Genomic DNA, 19,544 nt, shown 5'->3' with positions numbered 1-19,544 from the left:
AATGTCTAGAATAGAGAAAAAATATCCTCCGAGTCATTAACGCAAACTAAGAAGTATCTTGTTTCACCATGTGGATCTTCTACTTTTTATCCTTCTGAACATGGAAGTTAATTAAAGATGTTTGCTATAGACAAATTACTTTTATTTACACAAAATTACATCTAAATTGAACATGCCATCCAGCCACAATTTGCTGCTTTCTAAACTAAAAGTTTACCTCTCTAATAAATGGAAATAATAGATCTATAAACCATTGGATGGAGGATTTATAGTGAAAAATAACAATAATTACGGTGGAATATTACCTCATAATACCGAATCTTATTGGACGAGCAGTATTCATTTACCAGAATACCCTTCCTTAGAAAATGACATGCAAGTAGATGTTATTATTGTAGGAGGAGGAATTACTGGCATTACTTCTGCCTATCTTTTAGTAAATGAAGGCCTAAAAGTCGCTGTTATAGAGGCAGACAAGTTATTAAATGGAACGACTGGACATACGACAGCTAAAATTACGGCTCAACATGACATGATTTATGACGAGCTTATCAGATATACTGGAAAAACTACCGCAAGATTGTATTATGAAGCAAACATAGATGCTTTAAAATTCATTCAAACCACAATTAATAAACATCACATTGATTGCGATTTTACTCAACAAGATGCTTATTTGTATGCCACAACAGAAGAATATGCATTTAAGTTAGAAAAAGAAGCAGAAGCTTATAATGAACTTCGTATTGATGGCGAACTTGTAAACAAACTTCCTATTGATTTAAAAATACATAATGCACTTGTTATGAGAAATCAAGCACAATTCCATCCCCTTAAGTATTTAGCTCATCTTTCAAATATAATTACAGAAAAAGGTGGGTACATCTTTGAAAATACCACAGCAGTAAATATAAAAACAGGTGAACAACCTGTAGTTCTTACCCGTGGAGGAGCTCAAATTACAGGAAAGTATATTCTCTCTTGTTCTCATTTCCCTTTTTATGAAGGCGCAGGACTTTACTCTACAAGAATGCATGCAGACCGATCGTATATAATTGCCGCTAAGACAAAAACAGATTATCCAGGTGGTATGTATATTAGTGTAGATGAACCAACCCGCTCCCTCCGTTCTACAACAATTAATGGTGAAAAATTTATTCTTATCTCTGGAGAAAGCCATAAAACGGGACAAGGCGGAGAAACACTAAAACATTATGAAGCACTAGAAATATTCGGGCAACAAGTTTTTGGCCTTGAAAGTATCCCCTATCGCTGGTCAGCTCAAGATTTAATTACACTAGACAAAATTCCTTATATCGGTGAAATTACATCCGATCAGAAAAATATATTAATTGCTACTGGATATAGAAAATGGGGTATGACAAACGGAACCGCAGCGGCGCTTTTATTTCGAGACATCATATTAAAAGAAAAAAACAAATATCGGGAATTATATACTCCCTCTCGTTTCCACATGAATCCTAGTTTAAAGAATTTCTTAGTCGAAAATGCCAATGTTGTTGGACACTTAATTAAAGGAAAGTTAGAGATTCCTCAAAAATGTATTCGTGATTTATCTAACGATGAAGGAGCTGTCGTTGATATTGATGGACATAGAAAAGGAGCTTATAAAGATGCAGAAGGCAAACTTCATATTGTAGATACAACTTGTACCCACATTGGATGTGAAGTTGAATGGAACAATGGAGAACGCTCTTGGGATTGCCCATGCCATGGTTCGCGATTCTCGTATACAGGAGAAGTACTTGAAGGGCCTGCTGAAAAACCATTACAAAAGTATGACTATAAAATGCTTGATAATCTTACTTCAGAAGATTCTGGTTATTAATAAAAAACACTTAACCAAAAAGAAAGAGCGTGTTTCGAAAAAATATTTATCAAAACTTAAATTTATAAAATGTTTTAGTATAAATCCCCCCAATATATTATTTATGTTGGGGGATTTATATTATTTACATTCGTTCTTCGTCATATAGGGACCCACCACATCACTATCAACTAGGGATATATTAAGGAAAACTTCAGAAGAAAAGTAAGCGCGCTCCTTATCTATTTGTGTATAAGGAGTAGACTTACTTTGGTTATTGATAATGATAAGGTAGGTTAATTTTACATGTATATGAGATTTATCATTATCTTCATGAATTTTTATTGATGGTATTTATATATATATTTACTCATAAGAATAGAACTAGCTTAGTATTTAGTGGGGGGATTAAGAATGAATAGGGATGAAACCTCATTACACCCTGATACGGGTGTTACGTCTGTAATGTTTGTTGAAAGATCATTAAATGAAATTCGTTTTTGGTCTAGAATCATGAAGGAGCATTCTTTTTTTCTTCGATTGGGATTTAGATGTGAGGATACCCAACTAATAGAAGAGGCTAATCAATTTTATCGATTGTTTGAACATATCGAACAAATAGCGCATTCCTATACAAATGAAACAGACCCTGAGCAAATAAAAAGATTTAATTCAGAAGTACAACAAGCGGCAACTAATATTTGGGGGTTTAAACGAAAAATTCTAGGGTTAATTCTCACGTGTAAATTGCCAGGACAAAATAATTTCCCACTGTTAGTTGACCACACGAGTAGGGAAGCTAATTATTTTAGAAACCGTTTAATTGAATTAAATGAAGGTAAATTAGATGCCCTTCCAGATGCAATTATTAAAGAAAATGTTTTCTTTTTAAGAATTATGGCAGACCATGCTAAATTTATTGGTCATCTTCTTGATCCATCGGAAAGAAAGCTTGTAGATACAGCACGAAATTTTAGTAATGATTTTGATGAATTGATGTATCAAGCAGTTGACTTAGAATCTATGAAACCACAATCTCAAACAGTTCCTCTTTTAGATCAATTTTTAGATCAAAATCGTGTGTCAGTCACATCTCTTCGGGATTTTAAGAAAACGGCACGTGATTTAATTGAGCAATGTAAAATAAAGAGTATCATTCATCCATTATTAGCAGACCATGTATTTCGTGAAGCTGATAGATTTCTTGAAATAATTGATATGTTTGATGCTCATCTTACCAATATTAAATCACAACCTAGATATTAAAAAATAAGGAAAGATACTATTTTTCCTTAAGCTGAGAAGTTAACAATAAATTGTTAACTTCTTTTTTATAATGATTTGTTATGACATAAAACTCATCATCTTCTAAATTAAACCAAGTTGTATATTTTTTTCTTTTACAAACAAATCTATAATGCGTAATAGGTCTTCCAGCTCTTGCCCCCTGTTCTTAGTTTAGTCTATTTAAACGGAATTCTGAGACTCTATTATTATTTTAGAAAGGACAGCATAATTTTCTCTGTTTCTTCTTTACTTAAATCACCTGCAATAATAAAGACTTGATAAGCGCTATTCTTTCCTTTTGCAGGAACAATCATTTGCATTGCTTTATAGGTTTCCTCTGTATCAAGACTTTCAACTAAGGTTATTTTTGTACCTTCTAATTCATAATTTGTTACCTTTTCATTATACTCCGCTCTTTTATTCGAGAATTCTTTTGCATCATCAGTAACTGCAGATTGGTGTACAATATATACATTATCTTTACTTTCATTTTGATATTCATAAATAAAATCGGGATTCATTTTTCCAGTAGTCATCGGTGTTGTAACACCTTCTCCAGTTAATTTAAACCCTTTTACCACATAACTTGGGGTCTTAATTGGAAAATCAACATATTTCTGTGCTTCCTTTTTAGTTAATCTAAAATGCGAATGAATTTTCTCTCTAAATGGTCCAATTTCTTCACTGTTTTTCTCATATTTTTTTTCCTCTTCTGGGTCTAACTTTTCAGGACTTCCTACTTGCCTTACTTTTTTATCTAAAATATGTGCTTCTGTTTCCAAAGTAATGAATCGATCAAATTCTTCTTTCGTAAACAGATTCCTCGCCACTCCAAGCTCTGTAAGTAAAGTATTATAGTCTCCTTCTGAAACAAAAAATTCTGCTTCTGCTTGTTCTTTTGTACCAATCATTTTTTCTACAATTTGCTGTATAGGAACATCTGTTTGCGTTTTTAATTCTTTCATATTATTTTTCACTTCTATTTGTTGTTTCTCAAGGGTAGTCGGCTTATCAGCACGGGCGTTTAATAAGGATACAGATGAAACGGCAATAATTGCCACAGCCCCTATTACAGACCAACGATATGATTTTTTTTGGAATTTTTTAATCATTAGAATTCTCCTTTTTAACGCTCTCTTATTTTTACTAAAATTTGCTATACTTGGTACTTGATAATAACTTGAGTAGTGTTCCAATAGACTAATAATAGTATGTCCATACGCAATTTGTTCCTCTGCATCTATACATGTAAGAGCTAATGCATCGCATGCTAGTTCTTGATCTTCCCGCATACATGAGTAGGCATACCATAGAATGGGATTAAACCAATTTAAAATGAGTAACCCATGCATAAGCCAATTCACACCAACATCTCTTCGCTTGATATGAGCTAATTCATGATAAAAAATATATCGTAATTGTTGTTCATCTAAAATCTTCATATGTACACTGGATAACAACAACTTGGGGCGAATAAATCCGAACACCGTTGGACTGGAAACCTTTCCAGATACAAATAGAGGGATATTCCGTTGAATAGACATAGATTGCTTACACTTTTCAAAAATCTGGACAATCTTCTCATCTGTAATAACAGGTTGTTTTTTTATGTAAAGTAATAAACGCCTGTTCATTATAAAAGTAGCAACACTTAGAAGAATAACGCCAGTAAGCCAAATATACATACAGATTGTATAGAATGAAAATGTCTCATCTTCCTGCTTTTCATTAATACCTGCTTGTGTCTTGTTTGCCTGAACAGTTTTTGTTGAACTTGAGGTATAAGTATCTTCATTTGTGTGAACCTTTGTATCGTCTATACCTTTTAATTCTTGCGTACTCTCTTTTGTAAGAAACTTAGCTACAGGATTTCCCCTAGAAATGAATGCATCATCATTCTTGTAAGTAAGAACAGAATAGATACTATAGGAACTATCTGGCGACCAAGGTAATACAAGTCTTATAATTAATATGATCCATAGCATATATTGCCAACGTGGAGTTAACTTATTTCTAAACAAGACCTTGATACACAAGATTAGGCCCACTAATATACTAGCCATAATGGAAGTCTCAATCATCCAATCAAAAAAAGCAGGTAGATAGATATTTATAAATTTTTCTATCACTATAATCTATCCTTCCTCTGATTTTCCTCAGTTTTCTCATCCAGAATACGTTTAAGTTCGTTAATATCTTCTGAAGACAGCTTTTCTTCTTTTAAGAAATTTACAAGTAAAGGTTTAAATGCTGCACCATAGAAACGTTTAAGTAAAGATTTCGTTTCTACTTGTAAATAACTATCTTGCGATACCAAAGGATAATAAGAGTACAAACGCCCTTTATCTTGATGATAAGCCACTGCTTCTTTGTGAACTAATCGATTAATCAGCGTTCGAATCGTTTTCGGTTTCCAGTCCATCGTTACCTCTAGCGCTTCAATCACTTCATTTGCCGTTTGAGGAGATTTTGACCAAAGAACTTTCATGATTTCCAATTCAGCTTCCGATATTTTAGGTAATTCTTTCATTGTCTAAAATTCCACCCTCCGTATTACATTTGTAATCTGTAATTAAATATTACAAACGTAATCCTGGAATGTCAAACATATTTTGGATTTTAAAATACATTTCCACGAAAATTAAGAAATTAATCCCAAAAACAATGAAAATACGCTATTCTTTCTATAGAATTATAGGAAAAGATACTTGTTTTTCATTTTAGGGGGTATTTTGTTTTGTTAGCTTGATAGCGATGTGGCCGTATTCCTAATGTAATTTTAATAACGAACAAATGTTCTTGCAACATATATGGAAAAATACATATCATTAATATTTATATATCAGGAATTAGTTATCTCTAACAAAAAAATAATTTGACTATTATTGACCAAATAATAAAATAAGAAGCCGTTATATTTATGTTTTAATTCATATTCGAACACATCAGACATAAAGTAAAGTTTTAACAATTTCACTCTGTTCTGCAGTCGAAGGTAACAAGTGTACAATGTCACCAGCATGGCTTGGAGGATCTCTAGTTCTTCTATCCCTAAGTTTGGCTACCTTGTCGCTCAATAGACATATACATAGAATTTCATGGTAAAATAGTAAATATTTTTAAATAATCGGATGGAGGGTTTTTAAGTGAAACTTAGAAAGATTTTTATGTTTTGTTTTTTGTTTATATTCACATTAACTATTGTGACTGGTTGTAGTTCTTCACAAAGTTCCACAACTGTAAAAAATGGAAAGGCATCTTCGTCTTCAAAGAATGTGGAAATTGAAGTTGAAAATGCTGAATACGTATTACCATTAAATGGGTCAATGGGAGGGATAAATAAAGATAAAGTATTGAAATTCAAAGTGAGTTTGAAAAATAAAGGGGATAAAATGTTAGAGATATCACCTTATCTCTTTACACTATATCAAGGTGATGAAAAAATGAAGAAATATGATAAGGCTGATTCAGATAAATTACGTTTAATAGAATTAGAACCTGGTAAAAAAACATCGGGGATTCTCTACTATGAAGTGAATAAAGCCTCATCATATGAGCTCGTTTATTCCAATGAAGAAACAAAAAAAAGAGACGAGGAAACAGAAAAAGTTTCTTTCAAAATTGATACGCAAGAAATAGAAAAGAACACAAAAGACTTAAACAAACCAGCTGAAGTTCTAAAAGCCTATATAAATGCTGTTTATTATGATAAAGATATAGACAAAATTAATAAATTATCCGGTGAAGACGGAAAACAATTTACTCAAAATATACAACAAGAATTTAAAAAAGACGCAATGTCCAGTACGCATAATGGAATTAGTGATCAGGAATTTGAAAGTTATTACAAAAAGTTGAAATCTGTACTTCAGGAAAAAGTTACATTTAAAGTAAAATCAGTAGGTTCTTCTCCTGAGGAAGATAAAGTTGAAGTAGAATTAAAAGTGAAACCATTATTATTAAGTGAATTGCAGCCAAAATTAAATAAGGAAAACGAAAGATTGCTAAAAGAAACTCCAGGAATCGAACAGTCTAAATTATTTAGCCAATCGTTTAGTTACTTTATATCTATTTTGCCAGAAGCAAAAGTTTCAGATAAAGAAAAAGTAATAAAGGTTGAGATGGAACGCTACGGAAAAGAACAATGGCGTTTTTCGAAAGATAAAGTAAACGATTCAGAGGACGTAATGGAAATAATGGGAGAATTTTTAAAACAATAGAAAGATATGAACGAAAACGAAGTTTGTAACAACCAAACTTCGTTTTTTCAATTTTATAATGACTTACAACAACTGTTATCTCCAAAACGCTAAAAACAAATTTCAGGTCGATAAAAACCAAAGCTTCCCATTTTTGCATATTTAATTATGTTTTTACAGGTAATAAAGCACATGCATATCTTCTGATTCCTTTACTCCCCTCAAATAAATAGGCATGTGCCACTCGTTTTTTGATTATTGCATTCTGTAACAAATCCATTTTTCTAATTTATGTATATTATTTAACTAATTCCCCCATTAATTTTCTGAGCTACTTTTAGATCTTTTGTTTTAAATCCGCTATTTATAGCCCATCTATAAAATAGAAATGAAACAATTGAAATAAGTACCATATCCCATCCATAAGTTATAATATTTAATCCACCAAATCTTTCACTTCCAATGTACGATATACAAATCATAAATAATAAATACCCCACAATCCATAATCCAGCTAAAAAATTCTTCTTAAATCCAACCCATTTTCTTTTTAATTGATAATAAAAATATATAGGTAAGCCCATAAGTATAATAAACATTACTTCTCCTGTTAATGGCCATCTTGCCCAATATAATGTTAATGATGCAAAAATGAAACCTAAAGGCGCGATAATGTTTAATCTTTTTATATAGAAAGGACGATGAAAATTAGGTGCAGTTTTTCTTAGAGTCATTACTGTTATAGGTCCAGTAACATATGAAATTAATGTAGCTACTGAAATAACTTCAGCTAAAACACCCCATCCTTTAAATAAAAATAAAAAAACAAAACAAATCATTAAATTAAACATCATGGCAAATCTAGGCACACCATATATAGGATGTAATTTCCCAAAAACTTTAGGGAAATATCCATTCTTCTCCATTCCATATAGCATGCGTGATGTGGTTGCCATATAAGTAGTACCTGTACCAGAAGGAGATACAAAAGCATCTAAATATAATACAATAACTAACCAATTAATATTTAGTGCTATCGCTAAATCAGCAAATGGTGAATTAAAATTTAAATTCGACCATCCATTAATTATCATATTGGGATTTACAGCGCCGATAAAAGCAATTTGTAATAATACATATATTATAGTTGAAATTAAAATGGATCCTACAACTGCCCGAGGAATGGATTTCCCTGGGTTCTTTGCTTCACCAGCCATATTAATTGGACTTTGAAAACCATTGAATGCAAAAATAACACCGGATGTTGCCATAGCAGTTAATACATTTGACCAATTAGATACATTAAAGTCCTGATGACTGGTAAAGTTTTCTCCATGAAATCCAACAAATAGCAATGCACCAATTGTAAGACCAGGAATTACAATTTTAAATATAGTAATTAACGAGTTTACTTTCGCAAATAGACTAACAGTCCAATAATTTAAAAAGAAATAGATTAAAATAAGTAAAGAAGCAGCTGCAAGACCTTTGGAAGTCAACATCCCATTGTCTACTAAATCCTTGGCCCAACTTGCCCACTCCCAAGGCCATGAACTCATATATTGTATTGACGCTATTGCTTCAACCGGGATAACTGAGACGATGGCTATCCAATTAGCCCATGCAGCAATAAATCCTACGAAATCTCCATGTGAGTATTGTGTATATTTTACCATTCCGCCAGCCTCTGGAATCATGGCTCCTAACTCGCTATATGGTAAGGCAATAAATAATATTACAATCATTCCCAAGACCCAAGAAAAGATAGCGGCCGCTCCTGATATTTTGGCGGCCTTCCATGCACCAAATAACCAGCCAGACCCTAAAATCGAACCAATCCCAGTCATTGTAAGTGCAAAGGTTCCTAGCTTACGTTTCATATTTTTCATTTTTCACACGCTCCTCGTTCACAAAATAAATAGAATCCTCTTATTCATTAACCTTTTACTCATATATACTCCCCCCTTTTTATTTAAAGTAAGAATGTAAGTTTTATAGACCAATTCACTATAAAGTTTATCTCTAACCAACTCTTTATAATGTATGTATACCCTCTATAAGTCTCTCTAAACCTAAAAACTTTTAACGATATTTGTTACGGAAAAACATCATAATCTAGTATGCCTCTATATTGAGGGTTCAACGAATCATGTTAGTGAAGCACTAATAACCACATTTGTTAGAGTGTACCTCTGCATTAAGAATATTTTAGTTCTAAAAGACGAAGTTCATCTTGTCTATGTTCTTAATTTGATAGGCATGAGATGCTCCCCCAGATGCATTCAAGATAGACACGAAAATGAAGGAAACTGTTATACAAATTTCTACATTTCTTTGGTAATGTATCGCTCCTTTCTTACAAAAAACTCAAATCTATTACGTCAAAAAGGTTCTTTATGAAAATATGTAGAATTAGCACATATAAGGTATTTTATAAATGGAGAGGTGATTGTGTTGAAGCATTTAACGAAATCAAAAAACTCATCCACAGGTCTGAGAGGGTATTTGGAATCCTATCCGTTAACTTCATTTTTTGTAATGGCATATTTATTCTCGTGGGTTGTATTAATTCCATTTATCTTATCGCAATGGGGGATTTTTCCTAAAACAAAGGTATTTGATATTTTCTTTTTTGCCAATGCATTTGTAGGCCCTATGTTAGCAGCGTATATCATGTTTCGAACCCTTGAAGGCAAAGAGTCATGGAAAAAAGTTAGAAAAAGCATCCTATCTACTAAAGTCGGTTTGAAGTGGTACTTGTTTACCATCATCGTTATCCCCGCTGCAATGTTTCTAGGTATGGTGATATTAAATGGAGAGATACCTACTTTCCGTGACCTTAATTTTGAATTTTTTATAACCTATCTCATCTCTTTTGTAGCAATTTTCTTTCTCGGTGGACCTTTACCGGAGGAAATTGGATGGCGTGGTTTCGCTCTGCCTCGATTACAATCAAAATTTGGACCGCTAAAAGCTACATTACTCCTTAGTGTTTTGTGGACTTTTTGGCATCTTCCACATTTCTTAACGGCTGCACAAAGGGGTGGACCGGGTTCTGACCTTTCTCTCCTATATATTCACTTGCCAATTTTTATTTTACTGTGTTTGCCAATCTCAATCATTCTCACTTGGGTCTATAACTGTAATCACGGTAACTTATTTATTGTCATGCTAGTTCATGCAAGTGTAAATACGTTTAGCTTGGCACAAACTCATTCCACCAACGCTGTTTTAAAGAATACAGATACATTTGTAGTGATAGGATTGGGGTTTATTGTTTTGCTTATTCTTATTTTCACACGAGGCAACCTGGGATATAAACAAACTTCTAATGGAGTAAAGTTCAGTAACAATGAAAATATAAGTAAATAGAAAAGAAATCCCTAGAATAATAGGTTGATAGCAATACTATCAAGTTAAGAATCATATTCTTCCCCAAAACGAAAAAACATCATTCAATATGCTTCATTTTACCTAGTAACATCCTAAAACATATAATAGTTGAACTCCCCCCACTTTCACTTCGTTTAGAAGTGAGGGATTCCTAAGTAAAGAGTTCTATCGAACTCTAATTGATTAGGCTAACCCCGCAGCCCCTGCGGTTAGAAGTCTTATTGCTTCATTCTTTATATTGATACTTGCGTTAATATCCCTATCATGGTGTGTACGACAAGAAGGACAGTCCCATTTACGTAAGTTTAGATTTTTAACGTCTTTGTTCTGATATCCACAACAAGAACATATATTCCAACATAGTTCGAAACTGTGACCCTTCACGCTCCTTGAGGAAGGAATCTTCTTGGCTAAAATGATAGAAACCGTAAAGATTAGAAATCCTTACGGTTTTTATTTGGATTATTTACATGCGTATTCGGATTTATATAGTTATTCTGAATCACTATATTTTTAAAAATTTAACTTCATTAGATTTATTTAATTGTAGCCTCCACTTTTATTTGTTCTTTTTGAGTATTGTTATCTATAGCTATATATATTTTTTCAATTTTATAGACGGTATTTCTTGGCAATAATAATTCGTATTGCCCTGGATACGCAGTCAAGTCATCTGAATTCATATACGCACCATGAGTCCCAGAACCTACCTTAAATTCTGTCATAACTGGTCTTGTTTTGGCATATCCGGCATCAATAAGTATAGAAGTGCTTATATATCCAAATTCTGTTATTGTTTTTCCTTGGAATTTTTTTTGTATTTCCTTGAATTTCTCCCTATCAACCTTGCCATTTTTTATTATGGAGTTATCATACCCCTTTCCAAAAATCCATGCATCATCCCCCCGATACGCTTTTATATTGTCATTCACTTTTGCCTCTTTTCTGTTTAATGCTTTATCTAAGGATTCAATTTTTTTCTTCATTGTAGGATCAGAATCTAATTTACCCACATACGTTCTTAAGAATTCATTATACGGCCTTGCATTTTTTGTATAATCTCTTATGGCAGATTTCTCTTCTTTGCTCCACTTACTAAATTGTTTTTTTCCCCAAGCATCAGCTTCTTCTTTGTTTGTACACAGCTTATATTTATCTACATTATTACAGTCCTTGGGCTTTGACGGTATATTTCCTATATATTTTGATGTAGATTGAAACGTCACATTATCGTTTGGCTCAGTCATCGCAAATGTAGATGTAGTACCACCAAATACAGTTAAACCTAATGATAGAATAGTAGCTATAGCTAGACTTTGTTTTTTCATATTAATACTCCTCTTATTCTGTATTTTTAAAAATTAAAGGTTTCCATACCAAAGAAACAAACTTATTTATTGAACATCACTTCTTAATTTGTTTGTATCAAATCTCAGAGTCCTTGATTATTTCCTGTTTAATTTCTTTGATTCTGCCAAACTATAAAGAACCCTATAGTAAGATGTATCCATTCTCCACAATTATGTTTATATAGATACGTAAAGCCATCATAACTATGAACTTTTACAAATGGATAACACAGTTATAAAACAAAAGAAAAATATAATTATAAAAATAGGATTCATTTCAAAGAATAAACAAACTCATAAGAACTCGTATCTTAATAGTTATTCCTACAATTTATCCCTGGTTATTTATTGTATATAAAGTGAAGTACGCATTGTATTGAATGGGAAATTAATAGAGGTTTTTTGATATTCAAATGTCCCCTGTTGATGCCCAGATGCATCCCATTTATAAAACCAACCAACAATTGGTTTGCCCCCAATTACAGTTGATCCAATACTCTTTACTGCTGAACCATTCATTTTTGCAATTGGATTTTGTCCATATCCAATTTCTTTGGTGTAAATATATAGGTAACTTCCCCCATGGTTTCTTGTTGTACTAAAGCTATTAGTATTGATTGTCTCTACCCCACCTTGCTCAGACTCTACTTGTACAACGTTTAATGAAGATAATGGTGCTGCAGGACCAGCAGATGCCTCTGTTGCCATTCCTAAACCTAAAAATGTAGTAATTGCTAACGATGAAATCCCTAATGCTACTTTTTTAAACATAATAAGATCCCTTCCCTCCATTTATTGTATATCATCACAAACATAACTTTATTTCCTAAATATGTAAATCTCTTGAGGTTGTAGAAATATAAAATAGAATATTCTGTTTTATATTTCTACAGCTTTATCAACACAGGAGATAGGATTTTCACCTTTTTACGTAGATTGTATTATAGGCATGTCTAATTGTTCATCCTTTACTACTCTGTGGGATTAGGTTATCAAATTAATAAATTTAACAATTTATTTTCAAGATATTTATTAACTAGAGTATTATCAATGAAAGAACCATTATAGGGATACGGAAACAATTCTAGGTATGAGGTGTCACTATTGGCATTAATTAAAAATAAAAAAAGAACTTTATTCAAGTTCTTTTAACCAATGAGACTAGGTGGTCTAGCTCACACCTCTAATCTGACATATTTCTTTATTGTAAATTCTCTTTTTCCTTTTAATCCATTACAGTGTGTATTTATAGGCATACCGCCAACATTTTAACGAGAATATAAGCTAAGCAAAATTTCACATAAGAAAACGTTACTTTATATCTTATTCCTATAAGAAATCACAGTGTGCAACCCAATCATTTGTTTTACTATTTTTAGCAAAATAAATTCCGCCACCATGAATAATCTTTAAATGTGCTTTTGGATCATCTGTTATTTGAAAAATAAATTCATAATCCGCGGGCCATTGGATACCGGATTGGGCAAAGCAAGCATAGCCCCCTAATTTATGTATATAATGATTTTCTTCAAAAATATCCTCGTAATAGTCAATCTCAATTGTGTTCTCAAGTTCTAAAATTCTATCCTGTATGTTGTTAGGAAAATCTTCAGTATCCCATTGTGGAAATTCATCAACTACTAACTTTGGTATTAAGGGGAAAGGCTTTAGAGTTGGAAAAGTAAGTGACATCTCATTCGGCACTAGTTCCTCTATAGAATCATATTCTCTAATACAAAAATTTCCTGATAAGTTGGATAAGTCTTTTGCAAAGTTTGGAGAAAGAAACACTGCGATGGCTTTCGTGTCTTTTACTGCTTCAGGAACAAAAGGTATTTGAGTTAAATTAAGCATCATGATCGCATACATCTTTTCTTGATAGCGGTCAATTGGGTAAGTTTCATTTGGTAATGAATAGGTAATCCTTCCAATCCAACTTTCATTTATAGATAAATCAGGTCTTTTTCCTCCTGTTTGAAAGAGAGTTGCTTGTTTTCTTAGGATATTCTTAATTTGAACTATTTCCAAAGTATTTCTCCTCCTAAATTTATATTTTGTTTTCTCTGTATTTCAATTAATAAGTATATTGTATCAATAATGTGTGTTTTTTGTTATAACGATTCTTTTGAAAGGTGCGGCTAGCAGCAATTTTACGAGTCAGAATCAAATTTGCTTAATCTTTTTTAATGGATTCTTTTTAGTGCTAAGTTACTAAGGATTTTCAGAGTATTTATAATCCAACTTTATTTTACCCCATATTTTTATCAGTTGATTGGCAGAAAAATCTGTATATGTTAAAATTTAGATAGAAAATATTACCATCTAATGATTGGACAGCTGTTTTTCATGAGTAAGATTTTATAGTTCTTAATAAACTAGGAGGCTTAAAAATGAAACTTTTAGGAAAAGTAGCTATTATTGGAGCATTAACTATTGGAGGAAATGTATTTTCCTATACTGCAGGAAGCATTACACCTGCTTCTGCTGAATCTCAATTTATACAGAAAGCATCACCGGTTTTCGATGACTGGCAATGGCAAAACTATTTTTTACTTCATCATAATGCAGATTTTTCACAAGAATTAGCTGTTGGTGAATTGAAGCATGGAGATACTTTGGACATTAAAATTTATACAGGCGGTAAAGATAAAGGTATTGTAAAGATATATCGATTAAGTGAAGATGAGAATGAAGTAGTAAATATGCAAAGATATAAAACAATATATGATACTGGTACTGAGCATAATTATGGTAGATTTGTAACACCTATTACATCAGTTTATGAGCCAGGATCATATGTAGTTGTTATGAAACTTGGAGAAAATTATTATTATGGTGGCAGCTTTAAAATTAAAAAATAATGAAAGTTAATTTCACTAATGATAATATTTTTGATATGATCAATGTATAATAAAAATATAACTCATGTAATAGTCTAGGCGGTATACTTGACCAACGGCCGCTTAGCTAATGAGTTATACCCCTTAGAAAAGGTACCTTGCAGCAGGGGTACCTTTTCTTTTATTTTCAGTGGTAAATTATTTTAAATAGAAGCTATATAGCTAAAAAGTATAATGATTAAATTGTAATTGAAGTGAAGTATGTATCCCATATGAATATTTTTAAATATTAGAAAGAAAATCATTTGAGCGATAGCTGGTATCCCAATGATAGTTAAACATTGTACCCAATTATAGTTATACGTAGAGAGATGGAGTAACCCAAATGAGCTTCCAGACAATATTAAAGAGGCTGTAATTGAAGCGATGGGGCTTATTTTGAAGGATCGTATGATTTTATGCCAAAAGAACAATATAGATACAAACATAATGTTCTCTCCGATTAATTGAATTGCAATCCCAGGCGTTTTGTGAAGCATATTAGTAATCCCTTCATTCTCAATAGGATTAGATGTTCCTTTGAATGTTGTAAAAGATATTAGTACGGCTAAAAATAACAACATAATAGCATAAATAATGAAAGCACAGAAAAAAGAAATTTTTAGCTGCTGGAAAGTGATTTTTTTAGAAAACAAAAGTCTTTGATCTCGCATTATGAATAGGAAGACTAATGAAATAGGAAAAGAAAAATAAATGGATTTAATTATGTATTGCATTAGTATATCTAATTCAATTATATAATTAAGCGTAAATGAAGGAAAAGGTAGGTAGACTGTAATAATACAAAATATGATAAGTATTAGAAACTGCAGATACGTTTTAGTTTGTACTAAGCAATCTAAATATGTGTTGGCAGCACTTAATGCGTTTATGGTCTGCTTAAACTCTTTAGAAACTGCGTTCATAACACTCCTCCATTTTTATAAAAGTAAATGTATTTAATCCATCATCTTATATGCCATTCTTCCCTAATTGTATTAAATGTAATCTCCTCTCTACACGCATTATTAAATTTCACGTACCTTGCTTATAAATTATATTTAAAATATAGTCACCAAGAGGATTTCTATGCCAAAAGAAAAAGCATCCCTCTGGATGCCTCACTTACCCTATTTATTAATTAAATACATGATATAATGGATACTTCTAAAGGATAAATAAAGAACTATTTCTTCATCCTCTTTTCAACCCAACTAATAAAACTGGTACTTAGTTGCTGTTCTTGCAGCCAGTCTTGTAGTTTTCTATATTCATCCCAATATGTTTCCTGATTCTCTTTTACAAACTCCAATTGGTTCAATTTAGTTGTAAAATATATAAATTGCTCTTCAGTATATGCAGCCATACTTTTTACTTCCTTTTTTGTTTAGTTTAATGTTACTTAATATATGGTTTTGTATAATGTCCATTGTAACAAAGTTCCAATCGATCTATTATTATTTTTAGTAAATGGAGGGGATTTTTTTGAAAAGGGAAAATTTGAGGGTGTTTACTAAAATTTCATTCTTAACAGCATTAACTTCAATTACAATTCTACCAATATCCTTATATATGTTAGCAATGACTTCAAATGAAAATATAGTATCTATTTTACAGGTTTTTATATCAGTTATATTTTTTGCTTCCTTATTTGCTGTTCCTTTAAGCGTCATTTCAATGTTCAGTAAAGAGAATTTAACCAAAAGAATTTTTGTTTTATTGGGAAATTTATTACCAATCGGTCTTTTAACTTATGCTATAATTTTAGAATTTGTAGAGGAATTCTTGCAGACTACACCTTAAAACAAAAAATAGCGAATTTAGGTTTAATAACGTTTAACAGTCTTAAGATTACTTTTAAAGGGTTTAATGAGTTTTTGTACTTATTGTATTGTTGAACCAAATAAAAACTCTTACAAACTAATCTGAGTGGTCGTTTTTAAGTTCTTAAAAATGTTTTTTGGACTTTTGCAAATAAAAGGAAAAGAATTCGTCTTAGGGACCCTTTTCCTTTTATTTTTTAATCTTAGTGTAATCTGTATTGTCCTGTTAATTGCTCTTCAGCCATTCGAACTAAGCGCTTTGTAATTTCTCCACCGACAGAGCCATTTGCACGTGATGATGTATCAGGTCCAAGTGTAACTCCTAATTCACGGGCAATTTCATACTTCATTTGCTCAATAGCGCTTGCTGCAGCAGAAATAAGAATTTCATTTGTATTACTTTGGTGTCTTTGAATATTCATAATTGCACCTCCACTATATTTGTATATAACATGTGCTTAATTATGATATTTATACGTAAGTAGACTATTTTCTTCTAGGATTTTTAGGAGAATTCTTTTTCGTTCTCTCTTTCCCATATTCAACTAACTGACCTTGAAAAATATCTAAATCCTGAATTCCTAATACATTCATTTCTTCTCGAAATGAACGCCAGGACTCTACCTTTATTGATTTTTCTTGGTCGTTTCTTAATGTGTAGATTCTTGAGTATTCTATAATTAACCCTCCTCAAATGTTAAATAATCTACATTGCACTTCAGTATAACAATAAAACCGCCCGTTAGGACGGTCTCTCTTTACGTTATTTTTTTATAGCTCTACGCTTTCTTATTTTCTCTTTAATATATTTTATGTTACGTATGCCTAAACGAATCGAAGCGAATATAAGGTAAATCATTAAAATGACGTAGACTGCTAACCAACTCATGTACATAAAAGGTTCCTTGAAATGCATTTTCCGTAAGCCAGTTAGTGACCCATATTAGTAAATCTCTGTTTTATTAAACAATTTACTTTAAATATTCCAATAGTCACTATTATATTTATATTCGATCTTTTCTTTTCCACACTTTTCACATTTATAAAAACTAGCTGTACCCATCTGTCCTGTTTTAAAATTTTCACTATCTTGAGTTTTAATAAAGTTATATTTATGAATACATTTAGGTTCTTTTGCTTTATTTATCCATTTTCTTAACATAAAGTAATCACTCTCCTTTAAAGAATATTCCTCGTGAATTTCTACATTTATAATAGCCTACTAAATATTCCTATTCAATGGTTAGGTATTGCCGTACAAAACCCGCGAATTATTGGTGATATCCCATGTTAATCATATAAAAAATACATAATTAAACAAGAATTTTATATTTAAATTTCATACCAACATATCCGCAAATGAAGTACCCACATTATTCTTTCTTTTCATATGCTTCTCTAAATAGATTTTTGTTGTTTGGATATTTTCGTGACCTAGTGTTTGCATTAAGTGATATAGATCCGCGTTTCCTTGTTCAACTGCCATGATTGCAAATGCATGACGGAATGTATGTGCCGTTACAGGATTTTCACGATACTTTAAGAAATCTAAATTTGTCTTTTTTATCATGTCTGTTACCTGATTTGATAACGTTTTCGGATTATAAAAATTCCCTCTTTGATTTACGAATAAAGGACATTCATCTCCCCGATCCAATATCGTTTGAAATCCTCTTCTCCGTCTCATTTCGCTAATACATTGGAATAAATGCTCAGGAATGAAAAGTTCACGTACTTTATCCCCTTTTCCTGTGACTTTTAACCAATACTTTCCGTCATAATGTAAGTCTTTCACTCTCGCGGTGCACAATTCCTGAATTCTTGCACCGGTACTTGCTAGAGATAGTAAAATTGTATAGTTTACTAAATGACCTTGTTCTTTATAAAACCCTAAAATTTTCATTACTTCATCATAGGATAGGTCCCGATTTGGCCGATCCTGTTCATTTACATTTGCACGCTGCAGTTCTTCATGAAGAGGTCTTTTAATATAAGCAAATACATAAAGGTGTTTTAGAAAAGAACGTATAAGTACTGATTTTTTGGCAAGTGTTGCGACCGCGTACGTATCCCCATCCCTACCGTTCTCTACCTGCTTCAACCAAGCATTATATTTACGAATATGCCAAGGCTGCAATGTTTTTAATAAAGAGTCATTTTGCTGTACCTCTTCCCCATTCAAATCGAATTCTTCTGCATGCTGCACCATGCATTGACAAAATGATAAGATTTCAGAAACATAACTCTTTTTCGTATCCTCTTTTCTATTCTTCTTCTCATCCATATCTTTTTGTAAATGTACGAAATGATAAATAACTTCCAGATCACGTAAGTACGTATATTTACTCTTTCCCTCTTTTTCTGCAACCTCCATCTTTTCTTCCACCTTATCTACATAACGACTATCATGCAGGAATGGAACCATATATCTTATATTTTCTACATATGTATCTATATCTTCACTTTGATTCATTGTTATAGGTAAGTTCTCTTTTTCATTTTGTTTATCCATATTTCGAATTCACCTCTCCTATTGAAGATTATGAATATAATTCTCTTTATTATCCTTACTTATCATTTTATTTTACTTCTATTAATTATACAAATGATAAATCATTTTCTTTCTGTAAGAATCCTACATTCTTCTCTATTATCTTATACTTATATTTTTTTATAATTTATTAGTAAATAGATATCGTTTAATAGCTAATATCTTAGGTTTTAAATACCTTTTATAATAAAATTAAATTTAAAAACAAATTAAAATACAAATCAAATTACAAATG

17 protein-coding genes and 2 pseudogenes are annotated in these 19,544 nt (G+C 31.8%); 6 read left to right on the top strand and 13 right to left on the bottom strand.

What is annotated here, in order from left to right; genetic code table 11:
- The first annotated feature begins 271 nt into the window (after positions 1-271).
- Both ACU8YW_RS27805 and ACU8YW_RS27800 read left to right on the top strand, forming a co-directional pair.
- Positions 272-1,849, top strand: coding sequence for an FAD-dependent oxidoreductase (locus ACU8YW_RS27805; protein WP_426934537.1), 1,578 nt, complete (start codon positions 272-274; stop codon positions 1,847-1,849).
- A 393-nt stretch (positions 1,850-2,242) separates the two neighbouring features.
- Positions 2,243-3,094, top strand: a complete 852-nt coding sequence (locus ACU8YW_RS27800; RefSeq protein WP_098522022.1) for a DUF2935 domain-containing protein — start codon at positions 2,243-2,245, stop codon at positions 3,092-3,094.
- A gap of 227 nt (positions 3,095-3,321) precedes the next feature.
- Here ACU8YW_RS27800 and ACU8YW_RS27795 read toward each other — a convergent pair whose 3' ends face one another.
- A complete protein-coding gene (locus ACU8YW_RS27795; protein WP_426934538.1) occupies positions 3,322-5,244 on the bottom strand; it encodes a M56 family metallopeptidase in 1,923 nt (640 codons plus the stop codon).
- A complete protein-coding gene (locus ACU8YW_RS27790; RefSeq protein WP_426934539.1) occupies positions 5,244-5,645 on the bottom strand; it encodes a BlaI/MecI/CopY family transcriptional regulator in 402 nt (133 codons plus the stop codon). Before ACU8YW_RS27790 ends, ACU8YW_RS27795 begins: the two co-directional genes overlap by 1 nt.
- A gap of 616 nt (positions 5,646-6,261) precedes the next feature.
- On the opposite strand from ACU8YW_RS27790, the gene ACU8YW_RS27785 reads away from it, so the two are divergent.
- Positions 6,262-7,335 (top strand): DUF5105 domain-containing protein, encoded by a 1,074-nt coding sequence (locus ACU8YW_RS27785; RefSeq protein ID WP_330939158.1) that lies wholly within the window; start codon positions 6,262-6,264, stop codon positions 7,333-7,335.
- A 281-nt stretch (positions 7,336-7,616) separates the two neighbouring features.
- Here ACU8YW_RS27785 and aimA read toward each other — a convergent pair whose 3' ends face one another.
- On the bottom strand, positions 7,617-9,203 hold the full coding sequence (gene aimA / locus ACU8YW_RS27780; protein WP_426934540.1) for a glutamate/serine transporter AimA: 1,587 nt from the start codon (positions 9,201-9,203) through the stop codon (positions 7,617-7,619).
- 565 nt (positions 9,204-9,768) lie between these two features.
- On the opposite strand from aimA, the gene ACU8YW_RS27775 reads away from it, so the two are divergent.
- Positions 9,769-10,686, top strand: coding sequence for a CPBP family intramembrane glutamic endopeptidase (locus ACU8YW_RS27775; RefSeq protein ID WP_426934541.1), 918 nt, complete (start codon positions 9,769-9,771; stop codon positions 10,684-10,686).
- A 204-nt stretch (positions 10,687-10,890) separates the two neighbouring features.
- Here the strand turns inward: ACU8YW_RS27775 and ACU8YW_RS27770 are convergent.
- The 4 genes and pseudogenes from ACU8YW_RS27770 to ACU8YW_RS27755 form a co-directional block, all read right to left on the bottom strand.
- A pseudogene (locus tag ACU8YW_RS27770) lies at positions 10,891-11,058 on the bottom strand (zinc ribbon domain-containing protein); the annotation flags it as partial.
- A 185-nt stretch (positions 11,059-11,243) separates the two neighbouring features.
- Positions 11,244-12,035, bottom strand: a complete 792-nt coding sequence (locus tag ACU8YW_RS27765; protein ID WP_446894141.1) for an ADP-ribosyltransferase — start codon at positions 12,033-12,035, stop codon at positions 11,244-11,246.
- 366 nt (positions 12,036-12,401) lie between these two features.
- Positions 12,402-12,827: a DUF4879 domain-containing protein gene (locus tag ACU8YW_RS27760; RefSeq protein ID WP_426934542.1), complete on the bottom strand. Its 426-nt coding sequence runs from the start codon at positions 12,825-12,827 to the stop codon at positions 12,402-12,404.
- 558 nt (positions 12,828-13,385) lie between these two features.
- A complete protein-coding gene (locus tag ACU8YW_RS27755; RefSeq protein ID WP_330939160.1) occupies positions 13,386-14,084 on the bottom strand; it encodes a DUF1963 domain-containing protein in 699 nt (232 codons plus the stop codon).
- Positions 14,085-14,446: 362 nt separating this feature from the next.
- Here ACU8YW_RS27755 and ACU8YW_RS27750 point away from each other — a divergent pair, with 362 nt between their 5' ends.
- Positions 14,447-14,917 carry a DUF5065 family protein gene (locus ACU8YW_RS27750; protein WP_446894140.1) on the top strand — a complete coding sequence of 157 codons (471 nt, stop codon included), beginning with the start codon at positions 14,447-14,449 and terminating at the stop codon, positions 14,915-14,917.
- Between the two features lie 182 nt (positions 14,918-15,099).
- Here the strand turns inward: ACU8YW_RS27750 and ACU8YW_RS27745 are convergent, their stop codons facing one another.
- Both ACU8YW_RS27745 and ACU8YW_RS27740 read right to left on the bottom strand, forming a co-directional pair.
- A complete protein-coding gene (locus tag ACU8YW_RS27745; RefSeq protein ID WP_097890910.1) occupies positions 15,100-15,861 on the bottom strand; it encodes a hypothetical protein in 762 nt (253 codons plus the stop codon).
- Positions 15,862-16,121: 260 nt separating this feature from the next.
- Positions 16,122-16,301: a hypothetical protein gene (locus tag ACU8YW_RS27740; protein WP_088609977.1), complete on the bottom strand. Its 180-nt coding sequence runs from the start codon at positions 16,299-16,301 to the stop codon at positions 16,122-16,124.
- A gap of 119 nt (positions 16,302-16,420) precedes the next feature.
- Between ACU8YW_RS27740 and ACU8YW_RS27735 the strand changes: the two genes are divergently transcribed.
- Positions 16,421-16,738 carry a 2-acyl-glycerophospho-ethanolamine acyltransferase gene (locus tag ACU8YW_RS27735; protein WP_088609976.1) on the top strand — a complete coding sequence of 106 codons (318 nt, stop codon included), beginning with the start codon at positions 16,421-16,423 and terminating at the stop codon, positions 16,736-16,738.
- Between the two features lie 223 nt (positions 16,739-16,961).
- Here ACU8YW_RS27735 and ACU8YW_RS27730 read toward each other — a convergent pair whose 3' ends face one another.
- The 4 genes and pseudogenes from ACU8YW_RS27730 to ACU8YW_RS27715 form a co-directional block, all read right to left on the bottom strand.
- Positions 16,962-17,180: an alpha/beta-type small acid-soluble spore protein gene (locus ACU8YW_RS27730; RefSeq protein WP_098133712.1), complete on the bottom strand. Its 219-nt coding sequence runs from the start codon at positions 17,178-17,180 to the stop codon at positions 16,962-16,964.
- A gap of 341 nt (positions 17,181-17,521) precedes the next feature.
- A pseudogene (locus ACU8YW_RS27725) lies at positions 17,522-17,702 on the bottom strand (hypothetical protein); the annotation flags it as partial.
- Positions 17,703-17,734: 32 nt separating this feature from the next.
- Entirely contained in the window at positions 17,735-17,920 is a 186-nt protein-coding gene (locus ACU8YW_RS27720; protein WP_330939161.1) for a hypothetical protein, read from the bottom strand.
- 177 nt (positions 17,921-18,097) lie between these two features.
- The gene (locus ACU8YW_RS27715; RefSeq protein ID WP_330939162.1) at positions 18,098-19,270 is read right to left on the bottom strand and encodes a tyrosine-type recombinase/integrase; all 1,173 of its coding nucleotides are present in this window, start codon (positions 19,268-19,270) and stop codon (positions 18,098-18,100) included.
- Positions 19,271-19,544: the final 274 nt, after the last annotated feature.

This window comes from Bacillus pretiosus (genome assembly GCF_052947655.1).
This window is presented reverse-complemented; position numbering and strand designations above follow the sequence as displayed.

Bases quoted from the DNA above. Each gene is read 5' to 3' on its own strand.
- ACU8YW_RS27800 (WP_098522022.1), top strand. From the start codon at position 2,243: ATGAATAGGGATGAAACCTCATTACACCCTGATACGGGTGTTACGTCT.
- ACU8YW_RS27790 (WP_426934539.1), bottom strand. From the start codon at position 5,645: ATGAAAGAATTACCTAAAATATCGGAAGCTGAATTGGAAATCATGAAA.
- aimA (WP_426934540.1), bottom strand. From the start codon at position 9,203: ATGAAAAATATGAAACGTAAGCTAGGAACCTTTGCACTTACAATGACT.
- ACU8YW_RS27765 (WP_446894141.1), bottom strand. From the start codon at position 12,035: ATGAAAAAACAAAGTCTAGCTATAGCTACTATTCTATCATTAGGTTTA.
- ACU8YW_RS27760 (WP_426934542.1), bottom strand. From the start codon at position 12,827: ATGTTTAAAAAAGTAGCATTAGGGATTTCATCGTTAGCAATTACTACA.
- ACU8YW_RS27750 (WP_446894140.1), top strand. From the start codon at position 14,447: ATGAAACTTTTAGGAAAAGTAGCTATTATTGGAGCATTAACTATTGGA.
- ACU8YW_RS27745 (WP_097890910.1), bottom strand. From the start codon at position 15,861: ATGAACGCAGTTTCTAAAGAGTTTAAGCAGACCATAAACGCATTAAGT.
- ACU8YW_RS27740 (WP_088609977.1), bottom strand. From the start codon at position 16,301: ATGGCTGCATATACTGAAGAGCAATTTATATATTTTACAACTAAATTG.
- ACU8YW_RS27730 (WP_098133712.1), bottom strand. From the start codon at position 17,180: ATGAATATTCAAAGACACCAAAGTAATACAAATGAAATTCTTATTTCT.
- ACU8YW_RS27720 (WP_330939161.1), bottom strand. From the start codon at position 17,920: ATGTTAAGAAAATGGATAAATAAAGCAAAAGAACCTAAATGTATTCAT.
- ACU8YW_RS27715 (WP_330939162.1), bottom strand. From the start codon at position 19,270: ATGGATAAACAAAATGAAAAAGAGAACTTACCTATAACAATGAATCAA.